This window comes from Pseudooceanicola profundus, from assembly GCF_054919315.1.
Genome location: NZ_CM142898.1, coordinates 357,922 through 383,820, shown reverse-complemented (window position 1 = coordinate 383,820; position 25,899 = coordinate 357,922). Strand labels below are relative to the sequence as shown.

The window sequence follows — 25,899 nt, the reverse complement described above, 5'->3', positions numbered from 1 at the left end:
GCTTTGAGGACGGCGCAGGGGGCGTTGCCCTCAAAGCGCGGGATCAGGACTGGATCAGGGCCGGATCGGCGACAGAGCGGAGGCCGGATCTGGAACGCCGATCGGATGTTTATTCGGCCATGGTCCGGTTGCGCAGGCGGTCCGCCCGGGCGCGCAGTCCGGCGGCGCGGGCCTCCAGCTGGGCCTGTGTCTCGGGCGTTGCGGTCTGCGCGGCGGCGGCGCCGTCGAGGATACGCTCGACCGGCAGCACCTTCGGGTAGGGGGCGGCGGCGGCCTCGGGGCTGATCGTGCCCTCCAGCGCGGGGATCTCGGCACAGCCCGCCGTCAGCAGGCAGCCCGCCACGAGGGCAGGCAGGAGACGGGGGGAGGGGCGGTCAGCGCGGCGCATGTCTGTTCATTGCCCCAAGCCCCGTCCGCTTGCAAGCGCGCAGAGGCGCCGGGCGGCCGCGCGCCGGATACCCGCTTGAACGCGCCGGGGGGGCAGGTAGAAAGGGCGGCATGGCCCGCACCCAAGGTTCCTTCGCCGCCCAGACCGGCCCGCGCGTCCGCGCCGCGGCCCTGACGCTCTTTGCCCGTCAGGGCTATGCTGCCGTTTCCATGCGCCAGATCGCGGCGGAAGTGGGGATGCAGGTCGGCGGGCTCTACAATTACGTCAGCGACAAGCAGTCCCTGCTGATGGACCTGCTGACGGTCCACATGGAGGAGCTGCTGGCCGCGCTGGAGGCCGAGCCGCGCCCCGCCGATCCGGTGGCGGCGCTGGAGGGCTTCACCCGGTTCCACCTGCGCTTCCACTCCGCCCGGCCCGACGAGGTCTTCATCTCCTACATGGAGTTGCGCAACCTGACCGAGGAGAACTTCGCCACGCTGGAGGCGATGCGGGCCCGCTACGAGGCGCATCTGGAGGCGATCCTGTGTGCGGGGCAGGCGGCAGAGGCCTTCCAGATCACCGATGCGCGGGTCAGCACCCGGGCGCTGATCGCCATGCTGACCGGTGTCACCACCTGGTATCGGCCCGGCGGCAAGCTGACGCTGGCCGAACTGGAAGAGATCTATTGCGCCCTCGTGCTCGGCGCTGTAGGCGGGCGGCCCTGACCGGACCCAAGCGAGATCTCGCGCGGCTCTGGACAGACCCCGCCCCCGGACCGATATTCCCTGTATGAGCCTGCCACCCGGATTCCTTGATGAACTGCGCACCCGCCTGAGCCTGAGCCAGGTCGTGGGCCGCAAGGTCATGTGGGATCAACGGAAATCTAACCAGGCCAAGGGCGACTGGTGGGCGCCGTGCCCCTTCCACCATGAAAAATCCGCGTCTTTCCATGTGGATGACCAGAAGGGCTTCTACTACTGCTTCGGCTGCCACGCCAAGGGCGACGCGATCTCCTTCGTGCGCGAGACCGAGAATACCGGCTTCATGGAGGCGGTGGAGATCCTCGCCCGCGAGGCCGGTCTCCAGATGCCCGAACGGGATCCCCAGGCGCAGAAGAAGGCTGACAAGCGCAGCCAGCTGGTCGAGGTCATGGAAGCCGCGGTCCAATATTACCGGATGCAGCTCTCCACCGGGGCCGCCACCGAGGCGCGCGCCTACCTCGAACGCCGCGGGCTGCGCGGCGAGGCGCTGCAACGGCACGAGATCGGCTTTGCGCCCAATGCCCGGCAAGGCGCCTTCCAGCATCTCACCGCCAAGGGGATTTCCCCCGATCTGATCGTCGAGGCCGGCATCTGCGCCAAGCCGGACGAGCCGGGCCGCAATGCCGCGCCCTATGACCGGTTCCGCGACCGGATCATGTTCCCGATCCGCGATGCCCGGGGCCGCTGCATCGCCTTCGGTGGTCGCGCGATGGACCCGAATGCCCGCGCCAAGTACCTGAATTCGCCGGAAACGCCGCTCTTCGACAAGAGCCGCTCGCTGTACAACCACGGGCCCGCACGGGCCGCTGCGGGCAAGGGCCAGCCGGTCATCGTGGCCGAAGGCTACATGGACGTGATCGCGCTGGTGGAGGCGGGCTTCGGCGGGGCCGTGGCGCCGCTGGGGACGGCGGTGACGGAACACCAGCTCCAGATGCTCTGGCAGATGTCGTCGGAGCCGGTCGTCGCTCTGGACGGCGACGCCGCGGGCTTCCGTGCCGCGTTCAGGGTGATCGACCTTGCCCTGCCGCTGCTGGAGGCGGGCCGTGCCCTGCGCTTTGCCCTGATGCCCGAAGGCAAGGACCCCGACGACCTGATCAAGGCCGAGGGCGCCGAGGCCATGCAGAAGGTGCTGGAAGGCGCCCTGCCGATGGTCAACCTGCTCTGGCAGCGCGAAGTCGAGGGCAAGACCTTCGACAGCCCGGAACGGCGTGCCGCGCTCGACAAGACGCTGCGGCTGAAGCTGCAGCAGATCAAGGACACCTCGCTGCGCCGCCATTACGGGGATGCGATCTTCGACCTGCGCCAGGATCTCTTCAAGCGCCGCCGCGACGGCCACGGCCGCGGGGAGGGGGGCTTTGGCGGTGGGTTCAACGGGGGCGGGTTCAACGGCGGTGGCTTCAACGGAGGCGGTGGCTTCTCCGGCAAACGCGGGTCGCGCAAGCCGTGGTCGCCGGGCGGGCGCAACGTGGCGCTGCCGCCCACCGCCTCGACCAAGGCCTCGCCGCTGGCAATGGACGACGACAGCGTGCAGGAGCGCCTGCGCGAGGCGGTGATCCTCGCCGCGCTGATCCTGACGCCGGAGCTGGTGCTGGAGTTCGACATGCAGGTCGAGCGGATGAGCTGTTCAGACCCCCATCACGCCGCCCTGCGCCGCCTGATCCTGACCCATGCGGGCAACGGATCGGAGGCCCTGCAGGAGGCGATCGCCTATGAAATGGGCGCCCACGCGGTTGATTCCTTCTTGTCCAATCCCCATGTGGCGCTTACGCCCCCGGTGCGCCGCCGCGGGGATGTGGAGATCGCCCGCATGACGGTGGCCGAGGAACTGGCCAAGCTGTCCGCCCAGCATGGGCTGCGTGGCGAAATAGAAGAGGCGCTGGAAGAATTCGACGGCCCTGCGGACGAGACCCTGACCTATCGTCTGGGCGAGGCTGCACAGGCGCAAAATCGTGCGGCTCGCTCCATGCAGGAGGACAAGGCCGAGTACGACCTGGGTGCGAATGGCGCCCGAATCAACCGGGAAGAACGCAGTGCGCTGGATGCGCTGATGGAAACGATTCGCTTCACCAAGACGCGCAAGTGATGACTTGGTGACGCAAATATAAAGAAAACGGGGTAAACGGGTGTGCGAATCGCGGATTCGCGTTATTGATTCGGATCATCGAATCATCCCGAGCCCGCTTTTAGGAGCACCGCATGGCCGCCAAGGACAATACCGAAGAGACCCAGCAGGAAGACCAGGAGCAGGAAGTCTCGCTCGATATGAGCCAGGCACAGGTCAAGAAGATGATTGCGGAAGCGCGCGAGCGTGGCTTCATCACCTATGACCAGCTGAACCAGGTTCTCCCGCCCGATCAGGTCTCCTCGGAACAGATCGAGGACGTGATGTCGATGCTCTCCGAAATGGGCATCAACATCATCGAGGACGACGAGGTCGAGGAAGAGGAACAGAAGTCCACCGCCGTGGTCGAGACCAACTCGAACCGCGATGTGGCGCTGTCCTCTGGCACGCAGGAGAAGCTCGACCGGACCGATGACCCGGTGCGAATGTACCTGCGCGAGATGGGCTCCGTCGAACTGCTGTCGCGCGAGGGCGAGATCGCCATCGCCAAGCGGATCGAGGCCGGTCGCAACACGATGATCGCGGGGCTCTGCGAAAGCCCGCTGACCTTCCAGGCGATCACCATCTGGCGCGACGAACTTCTCTCCGAAGACATTCTGCTGCGCGACGTGATCGACCTCGAAACCACCTTCGGCGATCAGCTGGGCGACGAAGAGGAGCCGGTCGTGGACGCGGCCAACGTCTCCACCGCGCCCAACTCCGAGCGCACCAAGGGGCAGGAGCTCGACGCGGACGGCAACCCGATTTCCTCCGACGACGAGGATGACGAGGACGATCAGGCGAACATGTCGCTGGCCGCGATGGAGGCCGCGCTGAAGCCGCGCGTGCTCGAAACGCTGGACCGCATCGCCTCCGATTACGCCACCCTGTCGGAGATCCAGGACAGCCGGATCAGCGCCACGCTGAACGAGGACGGCTCCTTCTCCGCCGAGGAAGAGGCCGAGTACCAGACGCTGCGCTCCGAGATCGTGAAGCTGGTGAACGAGCTTCACCTGCACAACAACCGGATCGAGGCACTGATCGACCAGCTCTATGGCATCAACCGCCGGATCATGCAGATCGATAGCGCCATGGTGAAGCTGGCCGACCAGGCCCGCATCAACCGGCGCGAGTTCATCGACGAGTATCGCGGTCACGAGCTGGACCCGAACTGGATGGACCGCATGTCGGAGAAGGCCGGTCGCGGCTGGCAGATGTTCTTCGAACGCTCCGCCGACAAGGTCGAGGAACTGCGCAACGACATGGCGCAGGTCGGCACCTACGTCGGTCTCGACATCTCGGAATTCCGCCGCATCGTCCAGCAGGTGCAGAAGGGCGAGAAGGAGGCCCGTCAGGCCAAGAAGGAAATGGTCGAGGCGAACCTGCGTCTCGTGATCTCCATCGCCAAGAAGTACACGAACCGCGGCCTGCAATTCCTTGATCTCATTCAGGAAGGCAACATCGGCCTGATGAAGGCCGTGGACAAGTTCGAGTATCGCCGCGGCTACAAGTTCTCGACCTACGCGACCTGGTGGATCCGTCAGGCGATCACCCGGTCCATCGCGGACCAGGCGCGCACGATCCGCATCCCGGTCCACATGATCGAGACGATCAACAAGCTGGTCCGTACGGGCCGCCAGATGCTGCACGAGATTGGCCGCGAGCCGACCCCGGAGGAACTGGCCGAGAAGCTGCAGATGCCGCTCGAGAAGGTCCGCAAGGTGATGAAGATCGCCAAGGAGCCGATCTCCCTCGAAACGCCCATCGGCGACGAGGAAGACAGCCAACTGGGCGATTTCATCGAGGACAAGAACGCGATCCTGCCGCTGGACAGCGCCATTCAGGAAAACCTGAAGGAGACCACGACGCGCGTTCTGGCCTCGCTTACGCCGCGCGAGGAACGGGTTCTGCGGATGCGTTTCGGCATCGGCATGAACACCGACCATACGCTCGAGGAAGTCGGCCAGCAGTTCTCGGTCACCCGCGAACGTATCCGTCAGATCGAGGCCAAGGCGCTGCGCAAGCTCAAGCACCCGAGCCGCTCGCGCAAGCTGCGGTCGTTCCTCGACCAGTAAACCCGCCGGTCAACGGCAGAGATTTGAAAGGCGCGCGGCCCCCCGCGCGCCTTTTGCTTTGCCGGGGGTGCTTTGCCCGTGTCGCATTGCCTGTGCCCACCGCCGCGTCGCCCGCCCGAAGCGGGCAACGCCCACGAGCGCTCCGCATAGCAGGGCGCGGCGCGCTGGGGTGCCGTTTGGCGCGGGTCGGCCGCGACACTGCGTGCCTTTGGGCCGGCGTCCTGCGCTGATCTTGCACCGCATCGCGACGTCAGGGTCCGGAATCCCTGACTGGCGTCCGGGCGAAAGACCTTGTTATCCCTTTTCTCGTCTCATGGCCTTGGAACGTTTTCGCCATCGGGACGTTATTTTATCGAAGAACGAAGGGTGCGATTATGCGCAAGGCCATCATTTCTCTCACATTCGTCGCCGTCGCGGCGACTGCTTCCGCCGCCTATGCGGCCTATTCCGTAATTGACGGGTCTCACAATGATCTCGTCTCGCCGTCGGAATACTATGATCCCTCCGAACCGGTGCTGATCGAGGTCGCCCCCGAGGACCTCGGGCGCTGCGTGCTTACGATCGCGAATGTCTTCCAGCCGCCGGTTGACGGCAGCGCCGCCCTGCAGATGTCCTCGGACATGCCGCCCGCGCCGCCCGTGCGCTGCGTGGCGAAGTGATCTTCGCCAACGTCTCGGCGCCGAGTTCTCCGCGCCGGGTTCTTTGAGCCGAGCTTACCATGCCATCGTTATCCGAGAGCTGACGCAGCCACATGAATGGCTGCGCCTGTGTTGGCCCGGGTGACTTCGCCCCGGCGACCGGATGAGTGGCCCGGGTCGGCTGCTTGCCCGCGGGGGAGGGGCCGGGCTAGGCTTCTGTTGATCGTCGCCCCGTTCCGGGCCCCGACAGTCCCCCTGAGTTCCAAAGCCGAGTTCCCAAGGCAGGCAGCATGCCCCACACCACCTTCACGATCCCGACCCGCGGCCCCGGCCTTTACGAGTTCACCCGACAGGTCGCCGACTGGGTCGGCGGGATCGATCCGGACGAAGGGCTGCTGACGCTCTTCGTCCGCCATACCTCCGCCTCGCTCCTGATCCAGGAGAACGCCGACCCGGAAGTGCGCACCGATCTGACCGAGTTCTTCCACCGCCTCGTGCCGCCCTCCGATCATCCCGCGATGTCCTATCTGACCCACACCTACGAGGGGCCGGACGACATGCCCGCCCATATCAAGGCGGCGCTCCTGCCGGTCAGCCTCTCGATCCCGGTCCGCGCCGGGCGGCTGAGCCTCGGCACATGGCAGGGCCTCTATCTCTTCGAGCATCGGCGTGCGCCCCATGCCCGTCAGGTCGCAGCACATCTAGGCCACTGAATTCGGCACTACCCAAGGCTTCGTGGCTGTCCTATAGTCGCTGTGGATAAGTTGGGGCATAACCCCACAACGTGACGAGGCGGAAGTGAAAAGGGGACCGGCTGATGCGCTGTCCGTTTTGCGGCAATATTGATACCCAGGTGAAGGATTCCCGCCCGGCGGAAGATCACGCGGCCATCCGGCGCCGGCGGTTCTGCCCGGCCTGCGGCGGGCGGTTCACCACTTATGAACGCGTGCAACTGCGCGATCTCGTCGTGATCAAGTCCAATGGACGGCGCGAGGATTTCGACCGCGACAAGCTGGAGCGTTCGATCCGGATCTCGATGCAGAAACGCCCGGTGGAGCCGGAGCGGATCGACCAAATGATCAGCGGCATCGTGCGCCGTCTGGAAAGCATGGGCGAGACGGATATCCCCTCCAAGGTGATCGGCGAGATCGTGATGGAGGCCCTGGCCCGGATCGACACCGTGGCCTACGTGCGCTTCGCGAGTGTTTACAAGAACTTCCAGGCTGCCGACGACTTCGATCGCTTCGTGAGCGAACTGCGTCCCCCAGTCCTGCCCGAAGACAAACCCGGCGACGAGACGTGAGCCGGGCGTGAGCGAGACTGACGACCGCCGCTTCCTCGCGATGGCCCTCTCGCTGGGCCGTCGCGGACGCGGGCAGACCTGGCCGAACCCGGCGGTCGGCTGCGTGCTGGTCAAGGACGGCCGCGTCGTGGGGCGCGGCTGGACGCAACCGGGCGGGCGCCCCCATGCGGAACCCATGGCGCTCGCACAGGCGGGCAACGCTGCGCGCGGCGCCACGGCCTATGTTTCCCTCGAACCCTGTGCCCATCATGGCAAGACGCCGCCCTGCGCCGAGGCGCTGATCGCGGCGGGCGTGGCCCGTGTCGTGGCCCCGCTGGAGGACAGCGATGCCCGCGTCTCCGGTCAGGGCTTTGCCCTGTTGCGCAAGGCCGGGATCGAGGTCTCAACCGGGCTGCTCGCGCAGGAGGCGCTGCATGATCACGCGGGCTTCTTCCTGCGCACCGAACAGGGCCGCCCCCTCGTCACGCTGAAACTGGCGCTCTCCCTCGACGGGCGGATTGCCACGGCCAGCGGTGAAAGCCGGTGGATCACGGGGCCCGAGGCCCGCCGCCACGTCCACCTGCTGCGCCATCGCCACGACGCGGTCATGGTGGGGGCCGGCACGGCGCGCGCAGACGATCCCGCGCTCACCGTGCGGGGCATGGGGGTGACCCGCCAGCCGGTCCGCGTCGTGGTCTCGCGCCGTCTCGACCTGCCGCTGCTGGGACAACTGGCACGCACCGCAACCGAAGTGCCGGTCTGGCTCTGCCACGGCGCCGATGCCGATGCGACGCTGGTGCGGACATGGCAGGGGCTGGGGGCCCGGCTCTTTTCCTGCGCTTTGCGCGACCGTCAGCTCGATCCCGCCGCGGTGCTGCAGGCGCTCGGCGGCGCCGGCCTCACGCGGGTCTTCTGCGAAGGTGGCGGGGCGCTCGCCGCCTCGCTGTTGCAGGCGGATCTGGTCGATGAACTCATCGTCTTCTCCGCCGGCGTAGCGCTTGGCGCCGAAGGCCGCCCCGGTCTCGGTGCGCTCGGCATCGACCGCCTCGCCGAGGCCCCGCGCTTCACCCTGCGCGAAACCCGCCCCCTTGGCGGTGACGTGATGCACCGCTGGCACCGCGCCACCTGTTAGGGACCACCTGACGAGATATTGCCGGTTCAAGGCCCCGGATCACCGCCACGGGCAGCCTCTGGAGGCTTCGCCAGCCCCCGCGCTCCCTCGGCGCTCCCGCGCCGAAGGTCCGTCACCGAACCGCAGCCCCCTCATCCACTGTTCCCAAATATCCTCGGGGGACGGCCCGCAGGGCCGGGGGGCAGACAGCCCCCTCTTCCCTCACCGCCAGAGCGACGCCCGGCTCGCCAGCAGCCCCTGCGCCTTCGCCAGCAGCCGCAGCCCCGGCCCGCGTCGCCCGATCGCGCCCTCCGCCAGCCGCTCCAGCGCCAGTTCCACCGCGCAGGGCAGCCCGCTGACCGGATCACGGTAGCGCGGGTAGTCGATCAGCGCCGCGTGGACGAGGCCTGCGAGTGTCACATGGGCCTGCCGCCGTTCCGGTAGCGGCCCGAGGTCGCGGGTCAGGCCCCATCCGGCATAGAAGGGCGCGCCGAGCACGGTCACCCTCCGCCCGCGCAGCAGCGCCTCGAAGCCGGTGAGGGAGGTGATGGTCCAGACCTCGTCCACTGCCTCCAGCAACTGCGCCATGTCGTGCTGCGCGACCTCGGCGTCGGCCAGCGCCATGACATCCTCGGGCGGCACCGCGCCGGGCCGCAGCCCGGCGGTGACGTCCGGATGCGGGCGGTAGAGGATCACCGCCTCCGGGTTGGCCGCGCGCGCGGCCTGCAGGAGCGCAAGGTTCGTGCGGACCTCGCCCGCGCCGAGGCGGATCGAGGCATCGTCCTCCACCTGTCCGGGCACGAGGATGCGGTACCCCTCGGGCAGCGCGGCATCGTCGCCGGGCAGGTTGTACTTGGTCAGCCCGCGCGCCACGAGGGCACGGGTCAGGGCCTCGGCCCGCAGCTGCTGATCGGGGCGCAGGCGGGCGCGGGCGGCGATCATCCGTTCGAGGCGGCTCTCGCGCGTCGGATCGTAGTAGATCCCGAGGTCGTCGAGCGCGAGCGACAGCGGCGGCACCAGTTCCGCCCCCAGCCCGCGCGAGCGCAGGAAGCCATCCTCCAGCCGCCAGGCGTCGCTGCCCTCGGTGGCCTTGCCGGCCCAGACCATGGTGCGGGCGGGCGGCGCGGCGTCCCGTTCGGAGAAGCGCACCCGGCGCTGCCCCCCGAAGAAGTCCTGCAGGAACGGCCGCTTCCAGAGCCGCATCCCCCGGGCGACCCAGCCGTGGCGGTCCTCCCGCCAGGCCCGGACCTGCGCCTCGAACTGTCCGAGCGCCTCTTCGAACGTGGCCAGCCGGTCGCGGGCGGGATCGTACCACGTGGGGTAGAGGATCATCGCCCCGGCAAAGAGCTGTGCCGCGGTCAGGCTGCGGCCCCGGCGCGGCGCGCGCAGGGGCAGGGGGTGGCGGTCCTCGGTCAGGCCCCAACCGGCGTAGAAGGGCTGGCCGTAGACGCGCGGGCGGTGGCCCGCGAGGATCGCCTCGAAGCCAAGCTGCGAGGTCACGACATAGACTGCCACGGCCCCCTCCAGTAGCGCCCAGGGGCTGACCGGATCGGAGAAGAGCGTGACGCGCTCGCTGGCATCCTGATCGGTGAAATAGCCGGGCCGGTGGTCCTGCGCGGTCTCCGGGTGGGTCTTGATCAGCACCGGCGCGCCGGGGTTTTCCTCCTGCGCGTAATACAGCATCTCGCGGAAGGTGTTCGCATCCGCCCCGCCATGGGTGACGGAGGCATCGCCGCGGGTCTGGTCGATGACGAGGACATAGCCCGGCGCGGGCAGGGGCGCCTCGGGATCGACGGCGGAATACTTGGTCAGATGGGCCTCGCGCAGCCGGGCGATGCCGCCACGGGCGCGGTTCAGGAGCGCGGTGTCATCCAGCGGATGGCTCGCCAGCAGCACCTCGAGGTCCGAAGGCTGTGCCGCATCGAAATAGGCGCCCCGCCGGTCGATCAGCAGGCCAAGCGGTGGTTCCCCGGCGCGCCCGGGCTGGAGCGAGCGCAGGAAGGCATCCTCGATCCTGAGAAGCGATGCGCCGCTTGCCTCGGCCACGGCTTCTCCCCGGTGGGCATAGGCGGCCCGGCCCCAGACCGCGATCAGGTCGTCCGGCCCCATCCGGCGGGCGGGGCGGCCCAGCGTCAGGTCATAGCCTGCCAGTGTCAGGATGCGCCGCAGGCGCCGCTGGCGCAGGAAACCGGCGGTATAGAAATGCAGCCGCCGGCGGGAGGACCCGCCGGCGGCATCATCATGGATATGCTCGATCATTCCGCGCCTTAGTTGGCGATGGAGTCGATCGTGTTGATGGTGGTCAGCGACCCGGTCAGCATCGAGATCGTCTTGTTCCACTGGGCGAAGGGTGCCTCGGTCACATAGAGCGTATCGCCGTCGCGGATCACGAAGTCGCGGGCCATGAACATCCCGTTGGGGCGCGTCAGGTCGAGGACGTAGACCATGCGCTGTTCCCCCACGAGGTCGTTGCGGCCCAGCACCTGGTTCGCGATCTCGGCCGGTTCGTTGCGCAGCACGAAGACGCCGGTGGGATCGGCCCAGGCTGCCATCAGCCCGCCGACCTGCGCGATCGCCTCGAGGCCCGAGAGGTTCTGGCTCTCGAAGGGCACGCGGGCCTGCTGGCCGGTGGCGCCAAGCGCGGTGAAGGAGCGGGTGTCTTCCTCGATCAGGATCCGGTCACCGCCGCGCAGGGCGATGTCGAAGCGGGGGCTCTTGTAGAGGTCCTGGAACCAGACGGTGGATTTCTGGCCGCCGCGCATCACGCTGATCTGGGCGATCTCGGGCTCGATGGTGATGCCGCCGGCGCGGGCAATCATCGAGGAGAGCGTGCGGGTGGGGCGCTCGATCGGGTAGACACCCTGCGCGCCGATGGAGCCGACGAGGCTGACGGTGGAGCCGTCGCCTGCGAGCCGGCGCACCTGCACCTGCGGGTCCGGGGTCTGCTCTTCGAGCTTGGTGGTGATCAGCCGGCGGACCGCTTCGGGCGTGTTGCCCGAGGCTTTGACGCGCCCGGCATAGGGCACGAAGATGAAGCCCTGACCGTCGACCTGCACCTCTTCGAGCGCGGTGGAGTTCAGGCCCTCGTCGGCCAGCAGGCCGTCATCGACGTTTTCCCAGATCGTCAGGCCCAGCGTATCGCCGGGCTGGATCGTGTCGGAGCCGACCTGACCGGCGTTCACGAAGCTGTCCGAGAAGCCGAGCGCGGGCACGACGGCGGTGGCACGGGTCACGCGATCGTTCACGGAGACGACGAAGGCATCGCCCTCACGCTGGACGGACCCGGAGAAAAGTTGCTTCTTTGTCGGACCGGTGCGGGGCAGGCCACAAGCGGCGACGAGGCCCACAATGGCCAAAAGGGCGACGGATCTCGCCCAGCGGTTTGCAAGGGGTTTCACTGCTCGGTCTCCTCGACCTATTATTATTTGCCTCAAGTTTTGCTCGTAAACTAGCGGAATCCAGTCTTAAAAACCAGTCCCGTCTTTTGTGGGGATCAGTTCACGAGCCGCAATTGTTGCCGAGGTGCCGCGGTGCCCGACTTCAGGGCATCATAGGGGTCTTCGGGGGCCAGCATCATGTCCACCACGAGGCGCAGCAGTTGCCGGCGCGCGCGGGCCGAGTAGAAGCCGCCGGGAATCTGGCTGGTTTCAAGCAGATAGCGCCGATAATCCTGATAGGCCTTGCGGTCCGGGCGGCCCGGCTGGGCAAAGAATTCGGGCAGCGGCTGGGTCGAGACGAACTCCGGCTTGGCATAGACCGCATCGCCGAAGACCTTGATCGGAATGCCCCTGAACAGGACCTGCTGCGCCGCAGTGGAGTTCACGGTGACCGCGGTGCGCGCATCCGCCAGCAGCTGCGCCAGCTTGCCGCCGCGCACGTAGTGGACACGGCCCTTGAGGCCGTATTGCGCGGTCAGCCGCCGGACATCGGCGCGCAGGTTCACCCGACCGTCCTCCAGCGGATGCGCCTTGAAGACGAGGTGATGATGCAGCGGTGCGCCCTCGGCAAAGCCCTTGATCACCACCTCGAGGAACTCGGTCATGGTGGAGAAGGGCGAATGCATCTGGAACGAGCTGTCGTGTTCCAGTTGCAGCAGGGCGAGGTGATAGGGGAAGCCGCCGGTGCGGATGCGCCACGTGGCGATCCAGCGTTCCAGCGCCGTGAACGGCAGGGTCAGCAGGCGTCGGATGTAGAGCCGGAACTCCTGCGTCACCGTCAGGGCCCGGTGGGGACGGAAGCTGGCATAGCGCCCGTTCCGGAACATCACGAACCAGTGGTAGAGCGCGCCGTAGAAGATGTGATGCCGCATGTCGCCCCATTTCGCGGGCGGCAGGGGCGTGTCCATGTCGGACATCTCCAGATCGCGGCGCATCTCCTCGACGCTCATGCGCATCAGCCGCGAGTGCCCGTTGGAGCCGCCGCGCTCATAGGTGACCCAGTAGGGTCGCATGTAGCCTTCCTCGAAGACATGGACCTGAAGGCCCATGGCGCGCGCGCGTTTCACCGCCTCGGCGTGGATCGACCGCGTGTCACCGTAAAGCACGATGTCGGTGACCTGCTTCTGCTGTGCCAGCTTTGCGAAGGTATCGGGCCAGTCCTCGGCGCTGCCCTGGTAGGGAATGTAGCTGGCCCGGTCGCGCCAGAAGGCCTGATCGCCCGCGTTGAACCCCACCCGCCAGACCTGCGTCCCGGCGCGTCGCAGCATGCGGGCCAGCCGGTTGAAGAAGGGCCCGTGCGGCCCCTGCAGGAAGAGGAAGACCCGGTTCGACGCCGGGACAGGGGGGGATTGCTGGGGCATGGATACAGGAAATCACTTGTTGTCTCAGCCTGTCACTAGCTTTCTTCTTCGGCAAAAATAAGGCGATCCGGGGCGTATTGTTGCCGCGTCCCGGCGCGGGACAGGGCGGCCGCCCGTTGCCGCACCGCGCGCCGGACCCGACCGGCGGATCGACGGGGGCCTTGTGGCGGAGCAAGTCCTTGGCTAGGCAGGAAAACGAAGGAGAAAGCCCATGTTCACCGGCCTCGTCACCGATATCGGCACCCTCGTGGAGCGCAGCGATGCCCCGGGGCTGCGGCTGAAGATCCGCACGGCCTATGACACGGCCACCCTGCCGCCCGGGGCCTCTCTGGCCTGCGACGGGGTCTGGCTGATCGTGGTGGAGACCGGCCCCGACTGGTTCGCGGTCGAGGCCTCGGAGGAGACGCAGGCGCGCACCACCGTCGGCGGCTGGCAAACGGGCCGGCGGATCAACCTCGAACGCCCCCTGCGGGTGGGGGACGAACTGGGCGGCCATATCGTCGCCGGGCACGTGGACGGCACGGCGCGGGTGGTGGAGATGACGCCGGTGGGGGGCTCCATCCGGATGCTCTTCGAGGCACCGGAGGAACTGGCGCGGTTCATTGCCGCCAAGGGCTCCGTCGCGCTCAACGGGGTCTCGCTCACGGTGAACGAGGTGTCGGGCCGCCGCTTCGCCATCACCATGATCCCGCACACCCGCTCGGTCACCAACTGGGACGACGTGCAGGTTGGCGACGCGGTCAATATCGAGATCGACACCATGGCCCGCTACGTGGCCCGGCTTCAGGAATGGCAGGACTGAGAGAGACGCCGCCTCCGCCGCCGGGGGCCGGGCACAACAACGGCCCCAGCATGGAGGCCGGGCGGGCGTGGCGTGTCCATTGCTGGACCAGGGCCCGTGCCTCGCGGCCCGAGGCCAAGCTGCCGCTGCCGATCGTCCGGATGCGGATCGCCCGGGCGCAGGAGCTGGGGCTGCCCTACAAGACCTATGCTTCGGTCCGCGCGGTCTCCGGGCGCGACGTGGCGGCGCTGCTCTTCACCTCCAACGCGCTGCGGCTCTTCCGCGAGGGCGCGCTGCCCGAGGACCGGCGCGCGGCGCTGGAGGCGGTGCGGCACTGCCTGCTCAGCGGGCTGATCCATCCGCCGCTTGCCGTGACCGCGCCCGAACCGCTGGCGCAGGCCGCCCGCGCGCCGGGGCTCTTCCACGGCTGGACCGAGACCCGCGACATGATCGCCGCCGCCCATCCGCGCCTGCCGGGGCCCGCCGTGCTGCTGATCGGGGAGACCGCGCTGGAGGAGACCTGGGCCTCGGCCGGGCGGCTGGCGGGCTATCTCGAGGGCGCGGGATATTTCGGTCCGGAAACGCGCTGACATATTCGCATCTGTTTACGGGATGCGCGGCGCGCCCTAAGCTGCGCGGCAGGAGAGAGGAGATCCCCATGCCGCTGCTGCGCCCCACCCGCCGCGACCTGCTCAAGCTGGCCGCTGCCGCCCCCGCCCTCGGGCTGTCCCGCCCCCTGCGGGCCGAGCTCGGACCGCCCGCGGGCGAGAACCCCGCGCATTTCCGCTTCACCCTCGGAGAGATGCGGCTCACCGTCGTCTCGGACGGCTATTTCCGGATCCCGGCCTCCACGCTGGGGGTGAATGCCGACCCGACAGAGGTACAGGCCTTCCTGGCGCGCTACTTCCTGTCGCCGGAGCAGAGCTATTCCCACACCAACCACCTGCTGATCGAAACCGGCGACGCCCGGGTGCTGGTGGATGTCGGCTCGGGCCACCGATTCTTCGACACAGCCGGGCGGCTGGTGGCGAACCTCGATGCCCTCGGGCTGGGGCTGGAGGATATCACCCATGTGATCATCACCCATGCCCATCCGGATCACATCTGGGGCCTGCGCGACGAATTCGACGAGGCGCTCTTCCCCGGGGCGGCCTATACCATCGGCGCGGCGGAACATGCCTACTGGCTCGACGACGGCCTCGTGGACCGGGTGGAGCCGCAGGAACAGCAGTTCGTCGTCGGCGCGATCAACTCGCTCCAGACCGAGGGGGTGGACTGGACGCTGGCGGAGGCGGGGCACGAGGTCGTACCCGGCGTCACGATGATCGCCACGCCGGGGCACACGCCCGGGCACATGTCGGTCCGGGTGCAGAGCGGCGATGACGTGCTCTATGCCCTTGGGGACGCCATGACCCATGCCTGGCTGAACTTCGCCCGGCCGGAGTGGTTCAACACCACCGACACCGACGGGCCGCTGGCGGTGGAGACCCGGCAGCGCCTGCTGGCCAAGGTGTCGGCAGAGCGCAGCACGGTCCTGGGCTATCACTTCCCCTTCCCGGGGGTGGGCCATGTGGTCGAGGAGGGCGCGGCCTACCGTTTCGTCCCCGCGCTCTGGCAGTTCGACTGACCGGGGCGCCGTTTCGCGCCTGCCAAGGGTCGCGGGACGGCTGGCCCCGCTGCCGCGGCAGGGCTAGGGAAAGGGCCAGGGCTGCGCAGGACCTGTGCGTCCCGGCCCGACCGCCGGCCTAGCCTTCGCTGCCGGTCTGCGGTAAGGCCACCGAAAGTTTTGCCGAGGTGACCCATGTCCAGCACCCAACCCTACGAAGACGCCGGCCCTGTCGAACGGGACTGGCGTGACGCCATCTCCTCGATCGAGGAGATCCTCGAGGACGCCCGCAATGGCCGGATGTTCATCCTCGTCGACCACGAGGACCGCGAGAACGAGGGCGACCTCGTCATTCCCGCGCAGATGGCGACGCCCGAGGCGATCAACTTCATGGCGACCCACGGGCGCGGGCTGATCTGCCTCTCGCTCACTGGCAAGCGGGTGGACGAGCTGAACCTGCCTCTGATGGCTTCGCACAATTCCTCGCGCCACGAGACGAACTTCACCGTCTCCATCGAGGCGCGCGAGGGCGTCTCCACCGGGATCTCGGCCCATGACCGCGCGCGCACCGTCGCCGTGGCCATCGACGCGGGCAAGACCGCCTCGGACATCGCGACGCCGGGCCATGTCTTCCCCCTGCGCGCCCGCGAGGGCGGCGTGCTGGTCCGCGCTGGCCATACCGAGGCCGCAGTGGACGTCAGCCGCCTGGCCGGGCTCAACCCCTCGGGCGTGATCTGCGAGATCATGAACGAGGACGGCACCATGTCCCGCCTGCCGGAACTGGTGGCCTTCGCGCAGCGTCACAACCTCAAGATCGGCACGATTTCGGACCTGATCAAATACCGCCGCCGTCACGACAACCTCGTGCAGGTCACCCGCGAGGAGGAGATCGAGGCCGAGTTCGGCGGCACATGGACCCTGCGCGTTTACACCGATGCCATCGAGGGCGCCGAACACATCGTGCTGATCAAGGGCGATGTCTCGGGGCCCGAGCCGGTGCTGGTGCGCATGCATGCGCTCGACCCGCTCAAGGATGTCGCGGGCCTCGGCCCGTCGGGGCGCGCGGATGAATTCCGCGACGCGATGAAGATCATCGCCGAGGAGGGCCGGGGGGTTCTCGTGCTGCTTCGCGACACCCATATGAAGCTGAACGCCGACGCCGGGGTGTCGCCGCAGGTGCTGCGGCAATACGGGCTGGGGGCGCAGATCCTCACCTCGCTCGGGATCAGCGCCATGACCCTGCTGACCAACCACGGCACGCCCTCGGTCGTGGGGCTGGATGCCTACGGGCTCGATATCGCCGGCACCCGCCGGATCAGTGGAGACAAGTGACATGGCCGCAGCCGAACAGCATTACATCCTGCCGCGCGGCAGCTTCGACAAGCCTGCCAAGGCGCTGATTGTCGTCTCGCCCTATTACAAGGACATCGCGGACGAACTGATCGCCGGCGCCCGCGCCGAGATCGAGGGCTGGGGCGCGACCCACGACCTGATCGAGGTGCCCGGCGCGCTGGAGATCCCGACTGCCATCGCCATGGCCGCGCGGATGTCGAACTACGATGCCTTCGTGGCGCTCGGCTGTGTCATCCGGGGCGAGACGACCCACTACGAAACGGTCTGCAACGACAGTTCCCGCGGTCTGACGCTGCTGGGTCTGCAGGGGCTCTGCATCGGCAACGGCATCCTCACGGTCGAGACCCGCGAGCAGGCGCTTGTCCGCGCGCGCGTGGCCGATCAGAATAAAGGTGGCGGTGCGGCCGCTGCGGCCTTGCATTTGCTGGCGCTTTCGCGCAAATGGGGCGCTCCGCGCGAAGGCGTCGGATTTCGTCCCTCGGACGAGGTCCAGATCGCCAGCGGCATCACCACGGCCTGAAAAGCGAACACCATGACCGAAGGACCCGCCCTCTCCGGCAACCAGAAGCGCAAGATGCGCAGCGCCTCGCGGCTTTATGCCGTGCAGGCCCTGTTCCAGATGGAACGCTCCGGCCAGACGATCGAAGCGGTCTGCCGGGAGTTCGAGGACTTCCGGTTCGGCGCCGTCTACGATGGCGACGAGATGGCGGAGGGCGACCTGTCGCTGTTCCGCAAGCTGGTGCGCGACGCGGTGAACCATCAGGCAAAGATTGACCAGATGACCGACCGTGCACTGGTGGCCAAATGGCCGATCGCCCGTATCGACCCGACCCTGCGCGCGCTTTTCCGTGCCGCGGGGGCCGAGTTCGTCGAGGGCGAAGCCCCGCCGCGCGTCGTGATCGTGGAGTTCGTCGACGTGGCCCGCGCCTTCTACCCGGAAGGCAAGGAGCCGAAGTTCGTCAACGCCGTGCTGGATCACATGGCCCGCGAGGCCAAGCCCGAGGCGTTCTGACCGCCTCGCGCATCGCCCTCCGCCTGCGCATTTGGTCGCGGGGGAGGGCTGCGGCTTGATATATCGGCACTTGAATGTATTCTTGTCTCCAGAGACAGGAGTCGTGTCATGCCCAAGCTCATCCGTCTGTACATCACCCATGTCCTCATCGGCTTCGCCGTTGCCGCGCTTTTCGTGGCGGCGCTGATCGGTTTCAACGTGGCCAACCTGGGTCACCTTGTCCGCAACAGTTCCTCCGGCCTGCTCGCGGTATTCCTGCTGTGGTTTTCCAACGGGATCGTCTTTGCCGGGGTCCAGTTCGCCATCGCCGTGATGCGCCTGCGCGAAGATGACGCCCCGCGCGGCGGCAGCCGGGCGCCGGTGACGTTCCACACACCTGCAGCTGTGCGCGCCGAGGCCAAGGCCCGCCGCTGAGGCGAGGCGGCCGCCTATGGCCGGTCACTCTATTGCGGATAACAGCGCTGGCGCGCGAACAAGGCCCCGCACGCCATGAGCGTGATCCTCCTTGAAGACGTTGCTCTCCGCCCAGTCGTGCAGGGACGTGATGTCGATCCGGGCGCATTGCGGCCGGACACTCCAGGTGACCTGGAGGGGGGAGCAGGCGGCCTCCGAATACTTGGGGCCGGTGGTTGAGCCGAGGAACACGACAGGTGCCCCGGTGCCTTCGGGCAGCGCGCGGGGCTGGTGCAGGCCACGGTCGTCGGCCTCGCCGGGGTAGTCGAAATCCGACATCTGCAGCGCGTCGGCATTGTTCACCACGAGGAACACCTGCGATTCCACGCGCAACTCGGGGTTGGCGCAGCTGTCACTCGAACAGGCGCCCAGGCCCTCGCCGGGGCGGACATCGCAACTCGTGTGGACCCAGTGCACCTCGATCGTGTCCCCGGGCACGACGCCATGAAGGGGGCCCTCGCCGCCGGTGGGGTCCGCCTGTTCCGCCGCAGTCATGTAGGCGCTGTCGTTGCAGCGAAACCCGCCATGGGGGCCGTCACCAGCCGGGAGGGAGAAGCCCGGCCCGGAATGCTCCGCCTGCACATGCAGGTGGATATTGCACAGGTTCATATCCGTGGCGGGGGGCGCCATGGAAAAGTGCCGCGCGTTGATCCCGGCGCGCAGGGCGATGTCGCGCGGGGCCTGCGGGCCATAACCGGTGCAGAGATCGGCGGCCTGCATGGGCAGCGCGAGGCCGCAGGCCATCGCAAGACTTGCGATGGCCCGCAGAACCAAAGCGCGCGGGGAATATGGGGCCTGAGAAAAGGGCATCCTGCGCTCCTGTCATGCATCCATGAGAGGATGCCGCAGCGGTCCTTTCGGAACCGTGAACGCGGATGGAAAAGTGGCGGGCCCGCACGCGACCGTTTGGTTGACGCATTCCCGAGGACCTGTTCATACAGGTGGGCGCCAGGTAACCGAACCAGGGCTCGGACAGAGCCAGCTCCCTCGGATTTGCTTAAGGCCACCGGAATGTAACCGTTCACGAGAAGGGCAGCACCCGCCAAGACCCCACATAGGCCTCTGACAGGGGGGCGACAAGGGGGGAGGTGCAATCCGTCGTGCACATGTCGCTCGCGCAGAGGTGTCTGCTGCGCTCTTGCCTCTGTTCACCTTATGTTCATATGATGGGCGGATGAGTACTGACGCATTGCTTCCCTCCGTACCGCCGCAGCCCGGCCAGCTGATCGCGCGGGGCGTCTGCCGCCTTCTGGCTGGCTATGACTTTGCCTGTCTCGAGGAATTCGTGCCCGAGCGGGGCCGTCGTGTCGACGTCATGGCCGTGGGTCCGAAGGGCGAGATCTGGGTGGTGGAATGCAAGTCCTCCCGCGCCGACTACATGTCGGACGCGAAGTGGCAGGGCTACCTGCAATGGTGCGACCGTTTCTTCTGGGCAGTGGACGGAGAGTTCCCGGTCGAGATCCTGCCGGAGGAAACCGGGCTGATCATCGCGGATGCCTATGGCGGGGAGGTTGTCCGCATGGCGCTGGAGGACAAGCTGGCCGGCGCGCGCCGCAAGGCGCTGACGCTGAAGTTCGCCCGCGACACGGCGCGCCGCCTGCAGTCCCTGCGGGATCCGCAGGGCGGCGTGTCGCGCTAGCTCAGCGCTTCTTCTTGCCCTTGCTGGCAAGCTTCTCGGCGGCTGCGGCGGCAGCGCGGATCTCTTCAGCGATCTCCAGCGCCTCGTCGGGATCGAAATCCATCGGGATCTCGGTGCCACCCGCTTCGATAAAGATGCGGACCATGCCCTGGTCGGTCGGACCGATCTGAAGATTCGCTTCGATGTCGCGTTCTGTGTCGATGCCCATGACGCTCTCCTGACTGAATGCGACTGGCTATCGCGGACAGCGAAAAGTTGCAAGATCCGGCAGTTTCGGGGTCCGCGGGCTGCTGGTGCGCTGCGGTTTCCCCGGCGCGTCGCGCTGCACCGGAAGTGGAAAAAAGACTGCCGCCCCGCGGCGTTACTGGAAGCGTCGCGACGGGTGGTCATGTGTATACAAGCAAACGCAGGGCCCGCCCCTCCGAAAAAGGGGGGTGCGTAAGTAGTTGACTTTGAACACATATAATCTTGCGTGACTCTTGACGTAATACTTCTTAAAATCAAAACCTGAGGATGGTTCCAGACCTGTTGACATAATTTTGCCGCATTTCGGAAACATCCTGAGATGGTTAACAAGTTCGCCTCCATTTGTGTTTTGAGGAGGCAGGCAGAGGCCTCACCCTCCCGCGTCAGCGGCGGGACGGTGGTACGAAAGCCGGGGAGGGGGCACGGTCTATGATCGCGTCGCCTCTCTCGGCCGACGCAAGGTTCAAAGCCAAACGGGCCCGCGCTTTCCTTGTCGGATTGCGCGGGTTTTCTTTTGCCGGCCCGGACGGGACGGCGGCAGGATGGGAAGCCGGCGGCTGGCGCTCGAAGTGTCCGTCGGGGAAGCCGAGATTTTTCCGACACACGCTCTTGCAATCGAGGCGAGAGGGCTGTATCTCGCCCCGCAGTGCCGCCTTAGCTCAGTTGGTTAGAGCGCTGGATTGTGGATCCAGAGGTCTCCCGTTCAAACCGGGAAGGCGGTACCATTTCCCCCTTCTCAAAAACGCGCGTTCCGGATGCACCGATTCTCGTCGGACTGTCCGTTTGCGGCGCTTGATCGTGCGCCGGACTGCCTGCGCCGAACCGTCTCGGCGTATCCAGGGTGAACCCCCTGTCGGTGTCTGCGCGCGCCACCTGTCACCCCGCCCCGTAAGCCCTGCCTGTGCAGGGCTTTTTTGCGGTTTCGCCTGCGGGGACTTGGCGTGGGCTCGAGTGATAGTTTCATCTTATTGATACGTGAATAAAATGCGATTTTGGTTTATCGTCGCCCCCGGGTAGAGAGGGCCCAAGCCCCGGCGAGCGTGATCTCCTGCGCACGGGATGAGGGCGATGGGATATCCGGCGGGCCAGTGACCCGTCCGGAGCACAGGTAGCAATTCCGGAGGAAACCATGGACGGCAACGATATTCCCGCAGGCGGCAAATGCCCCGTCATGCACGGCGGTCAGACCTCGACCAAGACCTCGGTCACCAGCTGGTGGCCCAATGCACTGAACCTCGACATCCTGCACCAGCATGACACGAAGACGAAGCCGCTCGGCGCGGACTTCAACTATCGTGACGCGCTGAAGACGCTCGACGTCGAGGCGCTGAAGGACGATCTGCGCCAGCTCATGAAGGAAAGCCAGGAGTGGTGGCCCGCGGACTGGGGCTCCTACGTGGGCATGTTCGCGCGTGTCGCATGGCACGCCGCCGGCTCCTACCGTCTGGCCGATGGCCGCGGTGGCGGCGGCACCGGCAACCAGCGCTTCGCGCCGCTGAACTCCTGGCCCGACAACGTGAACACCGACAAGGGCCGCCGTCTGCTCTGGCCGATCAAGAAGAAATACGGCAATGCCGTCTCCTGGGCTGACCTGATGATCCTCTCGGGCACGATCGCCTACGAGGTCGCGGGCCTGAAGACCTTCGGCTTCGCCTTCGGCCGCGAGGACATCTGGCACCCCGAGAAGGACGTCTACTGGGGCGCTGAAAAGGAATGGCTCGCGCCGTCCGACAGCCGCTATGGCGATGTCTCCAAGCCCGAGACCATGGAGAACCCGCTGGCCGCCGTCCAGATGGGCCTGATCTACGTGAACCCGGAAGGGGTGAACGGCCAGCCCGATCCGATGAAGACCGCGGCGCAGGTCCGCGAGACCTTTGCCCGGATGGCGATGGACGACGAGGAAACCGCGGCGCTGACCGCCGGGGGCCACACCATCGGCAAATGCCACGGCAACGGCGATGCGGCCGACCTCTCGGCCGATCCGGAAGCGGCGGACGTAGAGTACCAGGGCATCGGCTGGATGAACACCAAGGGCCGCGGCATCGGCCGCGACACGGTGGTGTCCGGCATCGAAGGCGCCTGGACCAAGAACCCCACCCAGTGGGACATGGGCTGGTTCGAGATGCTCTTCGGCCACGAGTGGGAGCTGAAGAAATCCCCCGCGGGTGCCTGGCAGTGGGAGCCGGTGGACATCAAGGGCGAGGACATGCCGGTCGACGTCGAGGACCCCTCGATCAAGAAGATGCCGATCATGACCGACGCCGACATGGCCATGAAGGTGGACCCGATCTACAACGCGATCTGCCAGAAGTTCATGGCCGATCCGGCGTATTTCAACGAGACCTTCGCCCGCGCCTGGTTCAAGCTGACCCACCGCGACATGGGCCCGAAAGCGCGTTACGTCGGCCCCGACGTGCCGCAGGAAGACCTGATCTGGCAGGATCCGATCCCCGCCGGCCCGGTGAACTACGACATCGGCGGGCTCAAGTCGCAGATCGCGGCCTCGGGCCTCGGCGTCGCTGACCTCGTCTCGACCGCATGGGACAGCGCGCGGACCTTCCGTGGCTCGGACATGCGCGGCGGGGCCAATGGTGCCCGCATCCGTCTGGCGCCCCAGAAGGACTGGGCCGGCAACGAGCCCGAGCGTCTGGCCCGCGTGCTGAACGTGCTGGAGCCGCTGGCCTCTGCGGCAGGCGCCTCGCTCGCCGATACCATCGTGCTGGCGGGCAACGTCGGTGTCGAGATGGCGGCCAAGGCAGCCGGTCACGATATCACGGTGCCCTTCGCCCCGGGCCGCGGTGACGCGACCGAAGAGATGACCGATGCCGACAGCTTCGACGCGCTGGAGCCGGTGGCCGATGGCTTCCGCAACTGGCAGAAGCAGGACTACGTCGTCTCCGCCGAGGAAATGCTCCTCGACCGGGCGCAGCTGCTGGGCCTGACCGCGAACGAGATGACCGTGCTGGTCGGCGGGATGCGTGTCATGGGCACCAACCACGGCGGGACCAAGCATGGCGTCTTCACCCAGACCGAAGGCGCGCTGACCAATGACTTCTTCGTCACCCTGACGGACATGGTCTATGCTTGGGAGCCGAAGGGCAACGGCGTCTACGACATCCGCGACCGCAAGTCGGGTGCCGTGGCCTACACCGCCACCCGTGCGGACCTCGTGTTCGGCTCGAACTCGATCCTGCGGGCCTACGCGGAAGTCTATGCGCAGGATGACGGCATGCCCGCCTTCCTCAAGGCCTTCGTGGCGGCCTGGACCAAGGTGATGAACGCGGACCGCTTCGACATCGCCTGAGCGATCCGTCCCTGAGATTTCGCCCCGCGCAGCCCTTTGGTTGCGCGGGGTTTTTCGTGTCCGGCGGGTGGGTCAGGCAGCAGGGCAGAGCCGCGGTCCGGGCGGTGATCAGGCGGGCTCCAATGCCGCCACGAAGAGCGAGAAGAGCTGTGCCTGCGACGAGATGCCGAGCTTGCGATAGGCGTTCTTGCGGTGGACCTTCACCGTCTCGTCGCTGATGTCGAGCGTGGCGGCGATGGCGGCGGAGGAATAGCCCCGCAGCACCATGGCGATCACCTCGGTCTCGCGTGCGGTCAGCACCCCCTGCGCCAGCCGGTCGAGCAGGACCTGCAGCGGCGGCGTGGTGCTGGGGGCAGGGGGCTCGGGCGCGGCGCCGCGCTGGTCGGTGCCCCAATGGGCGATCATCAGCGCCTCGATCACCGGGGCGACCTCGGCCAGGCGGGTCTTGGCCCGGGCCGAGAAGAGCGGCGCACCGCGCTGACGGGTGAAGCTGAGCACGGCCACGCGCCCCGGCCCGATGGCGGCGAAGACACCGATCTCGTCCCGGATGCCGGTCCGATTGTAATGCGTCGAATAGTATTCCGACTGGAAGAACATGTCCGGGGCCAGTTGGCGCAGGGCCACGGTGCCGCTGCGGCGCCCGGCCTCGATCTCGGCATAGATCGGGTCCAGCAGGTAGGGGCCGACGCAGTAATCCGTCACCACCACCTGCGCCGTCTGCGCGGCCATGTTGTGCCACAGGGGCACCGGCGTACGCGCCCCCTCGTAGGCGAAACACATGGAGATTTCATAGGGAAAGAGTGTCTCGCAGGCACGGTCCAGCGCCGGGGCGAACCCCTCGGCCCCGACCTGCGAGATGGCCTCTGCCAGATATCTGTTCCAGTCACTCATGTCGTCCGTCCCACCCGTGCCGCAGCCATACCCCTCTGGGGTTATTTTTGTCAGGCGGCGATTGCCTAAGCTGTGGCCGACCCAGAAAATACGGAACGACGACAAGATGCAATCGGATGCCGCAGGGCTGGACGCCTTCAAGGAAACGCTCGACCGGATCGGCGCGACCCATGTGCACATCGGGATCTTCGACCCGGACGGCCAACTGCGCGTGAAACGCGTGGAGCGCGCCAAGGCCGAGAAGCTGCTGGCGGGCGGCTATCCCTTCTGCGACGTGCTCTACAACTGGGATATCGCCGAGGAGACCTTCGGCGGCGGGGCCTACCGCGATGTGGAGGGGTGTCTCTTCCCCGAGACCGTCCGGGCCTGGCCCTTCGAGGGGCAGGAGGCGGTGTGCATCGCGGATTACAGCGCCGCCTTCGGCGAACGCTCGGCCCGGAACCAGTTGCTGCGGCAGCTGGAGAAGGCGCAGGCGATGGGCTTCTCGGTTCATTCCGCCTTCGAGTTCGAGTTTTTCCTGCTGGACGAGGATGCCGCCACGCTCCGCGCCGGGGGCTTTGCCGATCCCAAGCACTACGCCCTCGCGAACCGGACCTATTCGCTGGAAACGCTGGCCACCGAGCAGCCGCTGCTGAGCGGGCTGGAGGAGATGACCCGCGCGCTCGGCATCGGGATGGACGCGCTTCATACCGAACTGGGGCCGGGTTGCCTCGAGGTGCCGCTGACCCATGCGGAGGGCGTGAAGGCCGCCGATGACGCGGCGCTCTTCAAGAACTTCGCCAAGAGCTATTTCCGCCGCAACGGGCTGACCGCCTGCTTCATGTCCAAGCTGAAGGAGACGCTCTCGGGCCAGTCGGGGCATCTGCATGTCTCGCTGCGCGACGCGGAGGGCCGGCCCGTCTTCTCGGACCTGAATGACCCGGACCGGCTCTCGGACACCGCGCGGCATTTCATCGGGGGCCTCGTCACCCTGATGCCCGAGTTGCTGGCGCTCTGCGCGCAGACGGTGAACGCCTATCGCCGCATGGTGCCCGGCATGTGGGCGCCGACCCATGCCAGCTGGGGCATCCAGAACCGCACCGTGGCGGCGCGGGTGATGAACGACAGCCCCTCGGCCACGCGGGTCGAATTCCGCGTTCCCTCGGCCGATACGAACCCCCACGCGGCACTGGCCATGTGCCTCGGGGCCGGGCTCTGGGGGATCGAGAACCGGATCGAGCCGGGCGCGCCCTCCGAGGGCGATCTCCATGCGGAGGGGGCGGCGGAAGGCGCTGCACTGCCGATGGACCTTGGCGAGGCGGCCCGCCGTCTGCGCGCCAGTGACCGGGCGCGGGCGATCTTCGGCGATGTCTTCGTCGAGGGCTTCGCCGACGCACGGAGGCACGAATACGAGACCTACCTGCGCCATGTCTCCGCATGGGAGCGCGAGCGGTACCTCGAAGTGGTGTGAGTGAACAATCGCCCCCGCGCAACCGGGGGCG

General features: G+C 67.2%; 24 protein-coding genes and 1 tRNA gene. 18 read left to right on the top strand and 7 right to left on the bottom strand.

Annotation, left to right across the window (positions count from 1 at the left end; genetic code table 11):
* Positions 1-109 precede the first annotated feature (109 nt).
* Complete coding sequence (locus tag ACX9MO_RS01750; protein WP_462213324.1) at positions 110-388, bottom strand: hypothetical protein; 279 nt, start codon at positions 386-388, stop codon at positions 110-112.
* 110 nt (positions 389-498) lie between these two features.
* Here ACX9MO_RS01750 and ACX9MO_RS01745 point away from each other — a divergent pair, with 110 nt between their 5' ends.
* The 7 genes from ACX9MO_RS01745 (at position 499) to ribD (ending at position 8,356) form a co-directional block, all read left to right on the top strand.
* Positions 499-1,092 carry a TetR/AcrR family transcriptional regulator gene (locus ACX9MO_RS01745; RefSeq protein WP_222492788.1) on the top strand — a complete coding sequence of 198 codons (594 nt, stop codon included), beginning with the start codon at positions 499-501 and terminating at the stop codon, positions 1,090-1,092.
* A gap of 64 nt (positions 1,093-1,156) precedes the next feature.
* A complete protein-coding gene (gene dnaG, locus ACX9MO_RS01740) occupies positions 1,157-3,211 on the top strand; it encodes a DNA primase (RefSeq protein WP_462213323.1) in 2,055 nt (684 codons plus the stop codon).
* A gap of 113 nt (positions 3,212-3,324) precedes the next feature.
* Positions 3,325-5,304: an RNA polymerase sigma factor RpoD gene (rpoD, locus tag ACX9MO_RS01735; RefSeq protein WP_222492792.1), complete on the top strand. Its 1,980-nt coding sequence runs from the start codon at positions 3,325-3,327 to the stop codon at positions 5,302-5,304.
* Between the two features lie 374 nt (positions 5,305-5,678).
* Positions 5,679-5,963, top strand: coding sequence for a hypothetical protein (locus ACX9MO_RS01730; protein WP_462213322.1), 285 nt, complete (start codon positions 5,679-5,681; stop codon positions 5,961-5,963).
* A 269-nt stretch (positions 5,964-6,232) separates the two neighbouring features.
* The gene (locus ACX9MO_RS01725; RefSeq protein WP_462213321.1) at positions 6,233-6,655 is read left to right on the top strand and encodes a secondary thiamine-phosphate synthase enzyme YjbQ; all 423 of its coding nucleotides are present in this window, start codon (positions 6,233-6,235) and stop codon (positions 6,653-6,655) included.
* 104 nt (positions 6,656-6,759) lie between these two features.
* On the top strand, positions 6,760-7,245 hold the full coding sequence (gene nrdR, locus ACX9MO_RS01720) for a transcriptional regulator NrdR (protein WP_222492798.1): 486 nt from the start codon (positions 6,760-6,762) through the stop codon (positions 7,243-7,245).
* A gap of 40 nt (positions 7,246-7,285) precedes the next feature.
* Positions 7,286-8,356, top strand: a complete 1,071-nt coding sequence (gene ribD, locus ACX9MO_RS01715) for a bifunctional diaminohydroxyphosphoribosylaminopyrimidine deaminase/5-amino-6-(5-phosphoribosylamino)uracil reductase RibD (protein ID WP_462214491.1) — start codon at positions 7,286-7,288, stop codon at positions 8,354-8,356.
* A gap of 201 nt (positions 8,357-8,557) precedes the next feature.
* Here the strand turns inward: ribD and ACX9MO_RS01710 are convergent, their stop codons facing one another.
* The 3 genes from ACX9MO_RS01710 to ACX9MO_RS01700 all read right to left on the bottom strand — a co-directional run bounded on the left by ACX9MO_RS01710 (position 8,558) and on the right by ACX9MO_RS01700 (position 13,133).
* Entirely contained in the window at positions 8,558-10,594 is a 2,037-nt protein-coding gene (locus ACX9MO_RS01710) for a capsular polysaccharide biosynthesis protein (protein ID WP_462213320.1), read from the bottom strand.
* Positions 10,595-10,602: 8 nt separating this feature from the next.
* Entirely contained in the window at positions 10,603-11,733 is a 1,131-nt protein-coding gene (locus tag ACX9MO_RS01705) for a polysaccharide biosynthesis/export family protein (protein ID WP_462213319.1), read from the bottom strand.
* A gap of 95 nt (positions 11,734-11,828) precedes the next feature.
* Entirely contained in the window at positions 11,829-13,133 is a 1,305-nt protein-coding gene (locus ACX9MO_RS01700; RefSeq protein ID WP_462213318.1) for a capsule biosynthesis protein, read from the bottom strand.
* Positions 13,134-13,344: 211 nt separating this feature from the next.
* On the opposite strand from ACX9MO_RS01700, the gene ACX9MO_RS01695 reads away from it, so the two are divergent.
* From ACX9MO_RS01695 to ACX9MO_RS01665, 7 genes are all read left to right on the top strand, one after another.
* Positions 13,345-13,935 carry a riboflavin synthase gene (locus tag ACX9MO_RS01695; protein ID WP_462213317.1) on the top strand — a complete coding sequence of 197 codons (591 nt, stop codon included), beginning with the start codon at positions 13,345-13,347 and terminating at the stop codon, positions 13,933-13,935.
* A complete protein-coding gene (locus tag ACX9MO_RS01690; RefSeq protein ID WP_462213316.1) occupies positions 13,923-14,504 on the top strand; it encodes a hypothetical protein in 582 nt (193 codons plus the stop codon). Before ACX9MO_RS01695 ends, ACX9MO_RS01690 begins: the two co-directional genes overlap by 13 nt.
* 68 nt (positions 14,505-14,572) lie before the next feature.
* Positions 14,573-15,541 (top strand): MBL fold metallo-hydrolase, encoded by a 969-nt coding sequence (locus ACX9MO_RS01685; protein WP_462213315.1) that lies wholly within the window; start codon positions 14,573-14,575, stop codon positions 15,539-15,541.
* Positions 15,542-15,715: 174 nt separating this feature from the next.
* The gene (gene ribB / locus ACX9MO_RS01680) at positions 15,716-16,852 is read left to right on the top strand and encodes a 3,4-dihydroxy-2-butanone-4-phosphate synthase (protein ID WP_222492814.1); all 1,137 of its coding nucleotides are present in this window, start codon (positions 15,716-15,718) and stop codon (positions 16,850-16,852) included.
* Position 16,853: 1 nt separating this feature from the next.
* A complete protein-coding gene (locus tag ACX9MO_RS01675; protein WP_222492816.1) occupies positions 16,854-17,393 on the top strand; it encodes a 6,7-dimethyl-8-ribityllumazine synthase in 540 nt (179 codons plus the stop codon).
* A gap of 12 nt (positions 17,394-17,405) precedes the next feature.
* Positions 17,406-17,885, top strand: a complete 480-nt coding sequence (nusB, locus tag ACX9MO_RS01670; protein WP_462213314.1) for a transcription antitermination factor NusB — start codon at positions 17,406-17,408, stop codon at positions 17,883-17,885.
* Positions 17,886-17,993: 108 nt separating this feature from the next.
* Entirely contained in the window at positions 17,994-18,299 is a 306-nt protein-coding gene (locus ACX9MO_RS01665) for a hypothetical protein (protein WP_462213313.1), read from the top strand.
* 24 nt (positions 18,300-18,323) lie between these two features.
* On the opposite strand, the gene ACX9MO_RS01660 is transcribed toward ACX9MO_RS01665, so the two are convergent.
* Positions 18,324-19,148, bottom strand: coding sequence for a delta-class carbonic anhydrase (locus tag ACX9MO_RS01660; RefSeq protein ID WP_462213312.1), 825 nt, complete (start codon positions 19,146-19,148; stop codon positions 18,324-18,326).
* 364 nt (positions 19,149-19,512) lie between these two features.
* On the opposite strand from ACX9MO_RS01660, the gene ACX9MO_RS01655 reads away from it, so the two are divergent.
* Entirely contained in the window at positions 19,513-19,977 is a 465-nt protein-coding gene (locus tag ACX9MO_RS01655) for an MmcB family DNA repair protein (protein WP_462213311.1), read from the top strand.
* 1 nt (position 19,978) lies between these two features.
* On the opposite strand, the gene ACX9MO_RS01650 is transcribed toward ACX9MO_RS01655, so the two are convergent.
* On the bottom strand, positions 19,979-20,185 hold the full coding sequence (locus ACX9MO_RS01650; protein ID WP_462213310.1) for a DUF6324 family protein: 207 nt from the start codon (positions 20,183-20,185) through the stop codon (positions 19,979-19,981).
* A 686-nt stretch (positions 20,186-20,871) separates the two neighbouring features.
* Between ACX9MO_RS01650 and ACX9MO_RS01645 the strand changes: the two genes are divergently transcribed.
* Positions 20,872-20,948, top strand: a tRNA-His gene (locus ACX9MO_RS01645).
* A gap of 404 nt (positions 20,949-21,352) precedes the next feature.
* A complete protein-coding gene (gene katG, locus ACX9MO_RS01640; protein ID WP_462213309.1) occupies positions 21,353-23,527 on the top strand; it encodes a catalase/peroxidase HPI in 2,175 nt (724 codons plus the stop codon).
* Between the two features lie 108 nt (positions 23,528-23,635).
* Here the strand turns inward: katG and ACX9MO_RS01635 are convergent, their stop codons facing one another.
* Complete coding sequence (locus tag ACX9MO_RS01635) at positions 23,636-24,418, bottom strand: helix-turn-helix transcriptional regulator (protein WP_462213308.1); 783 nt, start codon at positions 24,416-24,418, stop codon at positions 23,636-23,638.
* Positions 24,419-24,524: 106 nt separating this feature from the next.
* Between ACX9MO_RS01635 and ACX9MO_RS01630 the strand changes: the two genes are divergently transcribed.
* Complete coding sequence (locus ACX9MO_RS01630; RefSeq protein ID WP_462213307.1) at positions 24,525-25,868, top strand: glutamine synthetase family protein; 1,344 nt, start codon at positions 24,525-24,527, stop codon at positions 25,866-25,868.
* Positions 25,869-25,899: the final 31 nt, after the last annotated feature.

Excerpts from the sequence above, each read along its gene's own strand:
- ACX9MO_RS01750 (WP_462213324.1), bottom strand. The coding sequence starts at position 388 with ATGCGCCGCGCTGACCGCCCCTCCCCCCGTCTCCTGCCTGCCCTCGTG.
- ACX9MO_RS01745 (WP_222492788.1), top strand. The coding sequence starts at position 499 with ATGGCCCGCACCCAAGGTTCCTTCGCCGCCCAGACCGGCCCGCGCGTC.
- dnaG (WP_462213323.1), top strand. The coding sequence starts at position 1,157 with ATGAGCCTGCCACCCGGATTCCTTGATGAACTGCGCACCCGCCTGAGC.
- rpoD (WP_222492792.1), top strand. The coding sequence starts at position 3,325 with ATGGCCGCCAAGGACAATACCGAAGAGACCCAGCAGGAAGACCAGGAG.
- ACX9MO_RS01730 (WP_462213322.1), top strand. The coding sequence starts at position 5,679 with ATGCGCAAGGCCATCATTTCTCTCACATTCGTCGCCGTCGCGGCGACT.
- ACX9MO_RS01725 (WP_462213321.1), top strand. The coding sequence starts at position 6,233 with ATGCCCCACACCACCTTCACGATCCCGACCCGCGGCCCCGGCCTTTAC.
- nrdR (WP_222492798.1), top strand. The coding sequence starts at position 6,760 with ATGCGCTGTCCGTTTTGCGGCAATATTGATACCCAGGTGAAGGATTCC.
- ribD (WP_462214491.1), top strand. The coding sequence starts at position 7,286 with ATGGCCCTCTCGCTGGGCCGTCGCGGACGCGGGCAGACCTGGCCGAAC.
- ACX9MO_RS01710 (WP_462213320.1), bottom strand. The coding sequence starts at position 10,594 with ATGATCGAGCATATCCATGATGATGCCGCCGGCGGGTCCTCCCGCCGG.
- ACX9MO_RS01700 (WP_462213318.1), bottom strand. The coding sequence starts at position 13,133 with ATGCCCCAGCAATCCCCCCCTGTCCCGGCGTCGAACCGGGTCTTCCTC.
- ACX9MO_RS01695 (WP_462213317.1), top strand. The coding sequence starts at position 13,345 with ATGTTCACCGGCCTCGTCACCGATATCGGCACCCTCGTGGAGCGCAGC.
- ACX9MO_RS01690 (WP_462213316.1), top strand. The coding sequence starts at position 13,923 with ATGGCAGGACTGAGAGAGACGCCGCCTCCGCCGCCGGGGGCCGGGCAC.
- ACX9MO_RS01685 (WP_462213315.1), top strand. The coding sequence starts at position 14,573 with ATGCCGCTGCTGCGCCCCACCCGCCGCGACCTGCTCAAGCTGGCCGCT.
- ribB (WP_222492814.1), top strand. The coding sequence starts at position 15,716 with ATGTCCAGCACCCAACCCTACGAAGACGCCGGCCCTGTCGAACGGGAC.
- ACX9MO_RS01675 (WP_222492816.1), top strand. The coding sequence starts at position 16,854 with ATGGCCGCAGCCGAACAGCATTACATCCTGCCGCGCGGCAGCTTCGAC.
- nusB (WP_462213314.1), top strand. The coding sequence starts at position 17,406 with ATGACCGAAGGACCCGCCCTCTCCGGCAACCAGAAGCGCAAGATGCGC.
- ACX9MO_RS01665 (WP_462213313.1), top strand. The coding sequence starts at position 17,994 with ATGCCCAAGCTCATCCGTCTGTACATCACCCATGTCCTCATCGGCTTC.
- ACX9MO_RS01660 (WP_462213312.1), bottom strand. The coding sequence starts at position 19,148 with ATGCCCTTTTCTCAGGCCCCATATTCCCCGCGCGCTTTGGTTCTGCGG.
- ACX9MO_RS01655 (WP_462213311.1), top strand. The coding sequence starts at position 19,513 with ATGAGTACTGACGCATTGCTTCCCTCCGTACCGCCGCAGCCCGGCCAG.
- ACX9MO_RS01650 (WP_462213310.1), bottom strand. The coding sequence starts at position 20,185 with ATGGGCATCGACACAGAACGCGACATCGAAGCGAATCTTCAGATCGGT.
- katG (WP_462213309.1), top strand. The coding sequence starts at position 21,353 with ATGGACGGCAACGATATTCCCGCAGGCGGCAAATGCCCCGTCATGCAC.
- ACX9MO_RS01635 (WP_462213308.1), bottom strand. The coding sequence starts at position 24,418 with ATGAGTGACTGGAACAGATATCTGGCAGAGGCCATCTCGCAGGTCGGG.
- ACX9MO_RS01630 (WP_462213307.1), top strand. The coding sequence starts at position 24,525 with ATGCAATCGGATGCCGCAGGGCTGGACGCCTTCAAGGAAACGCTCGAC.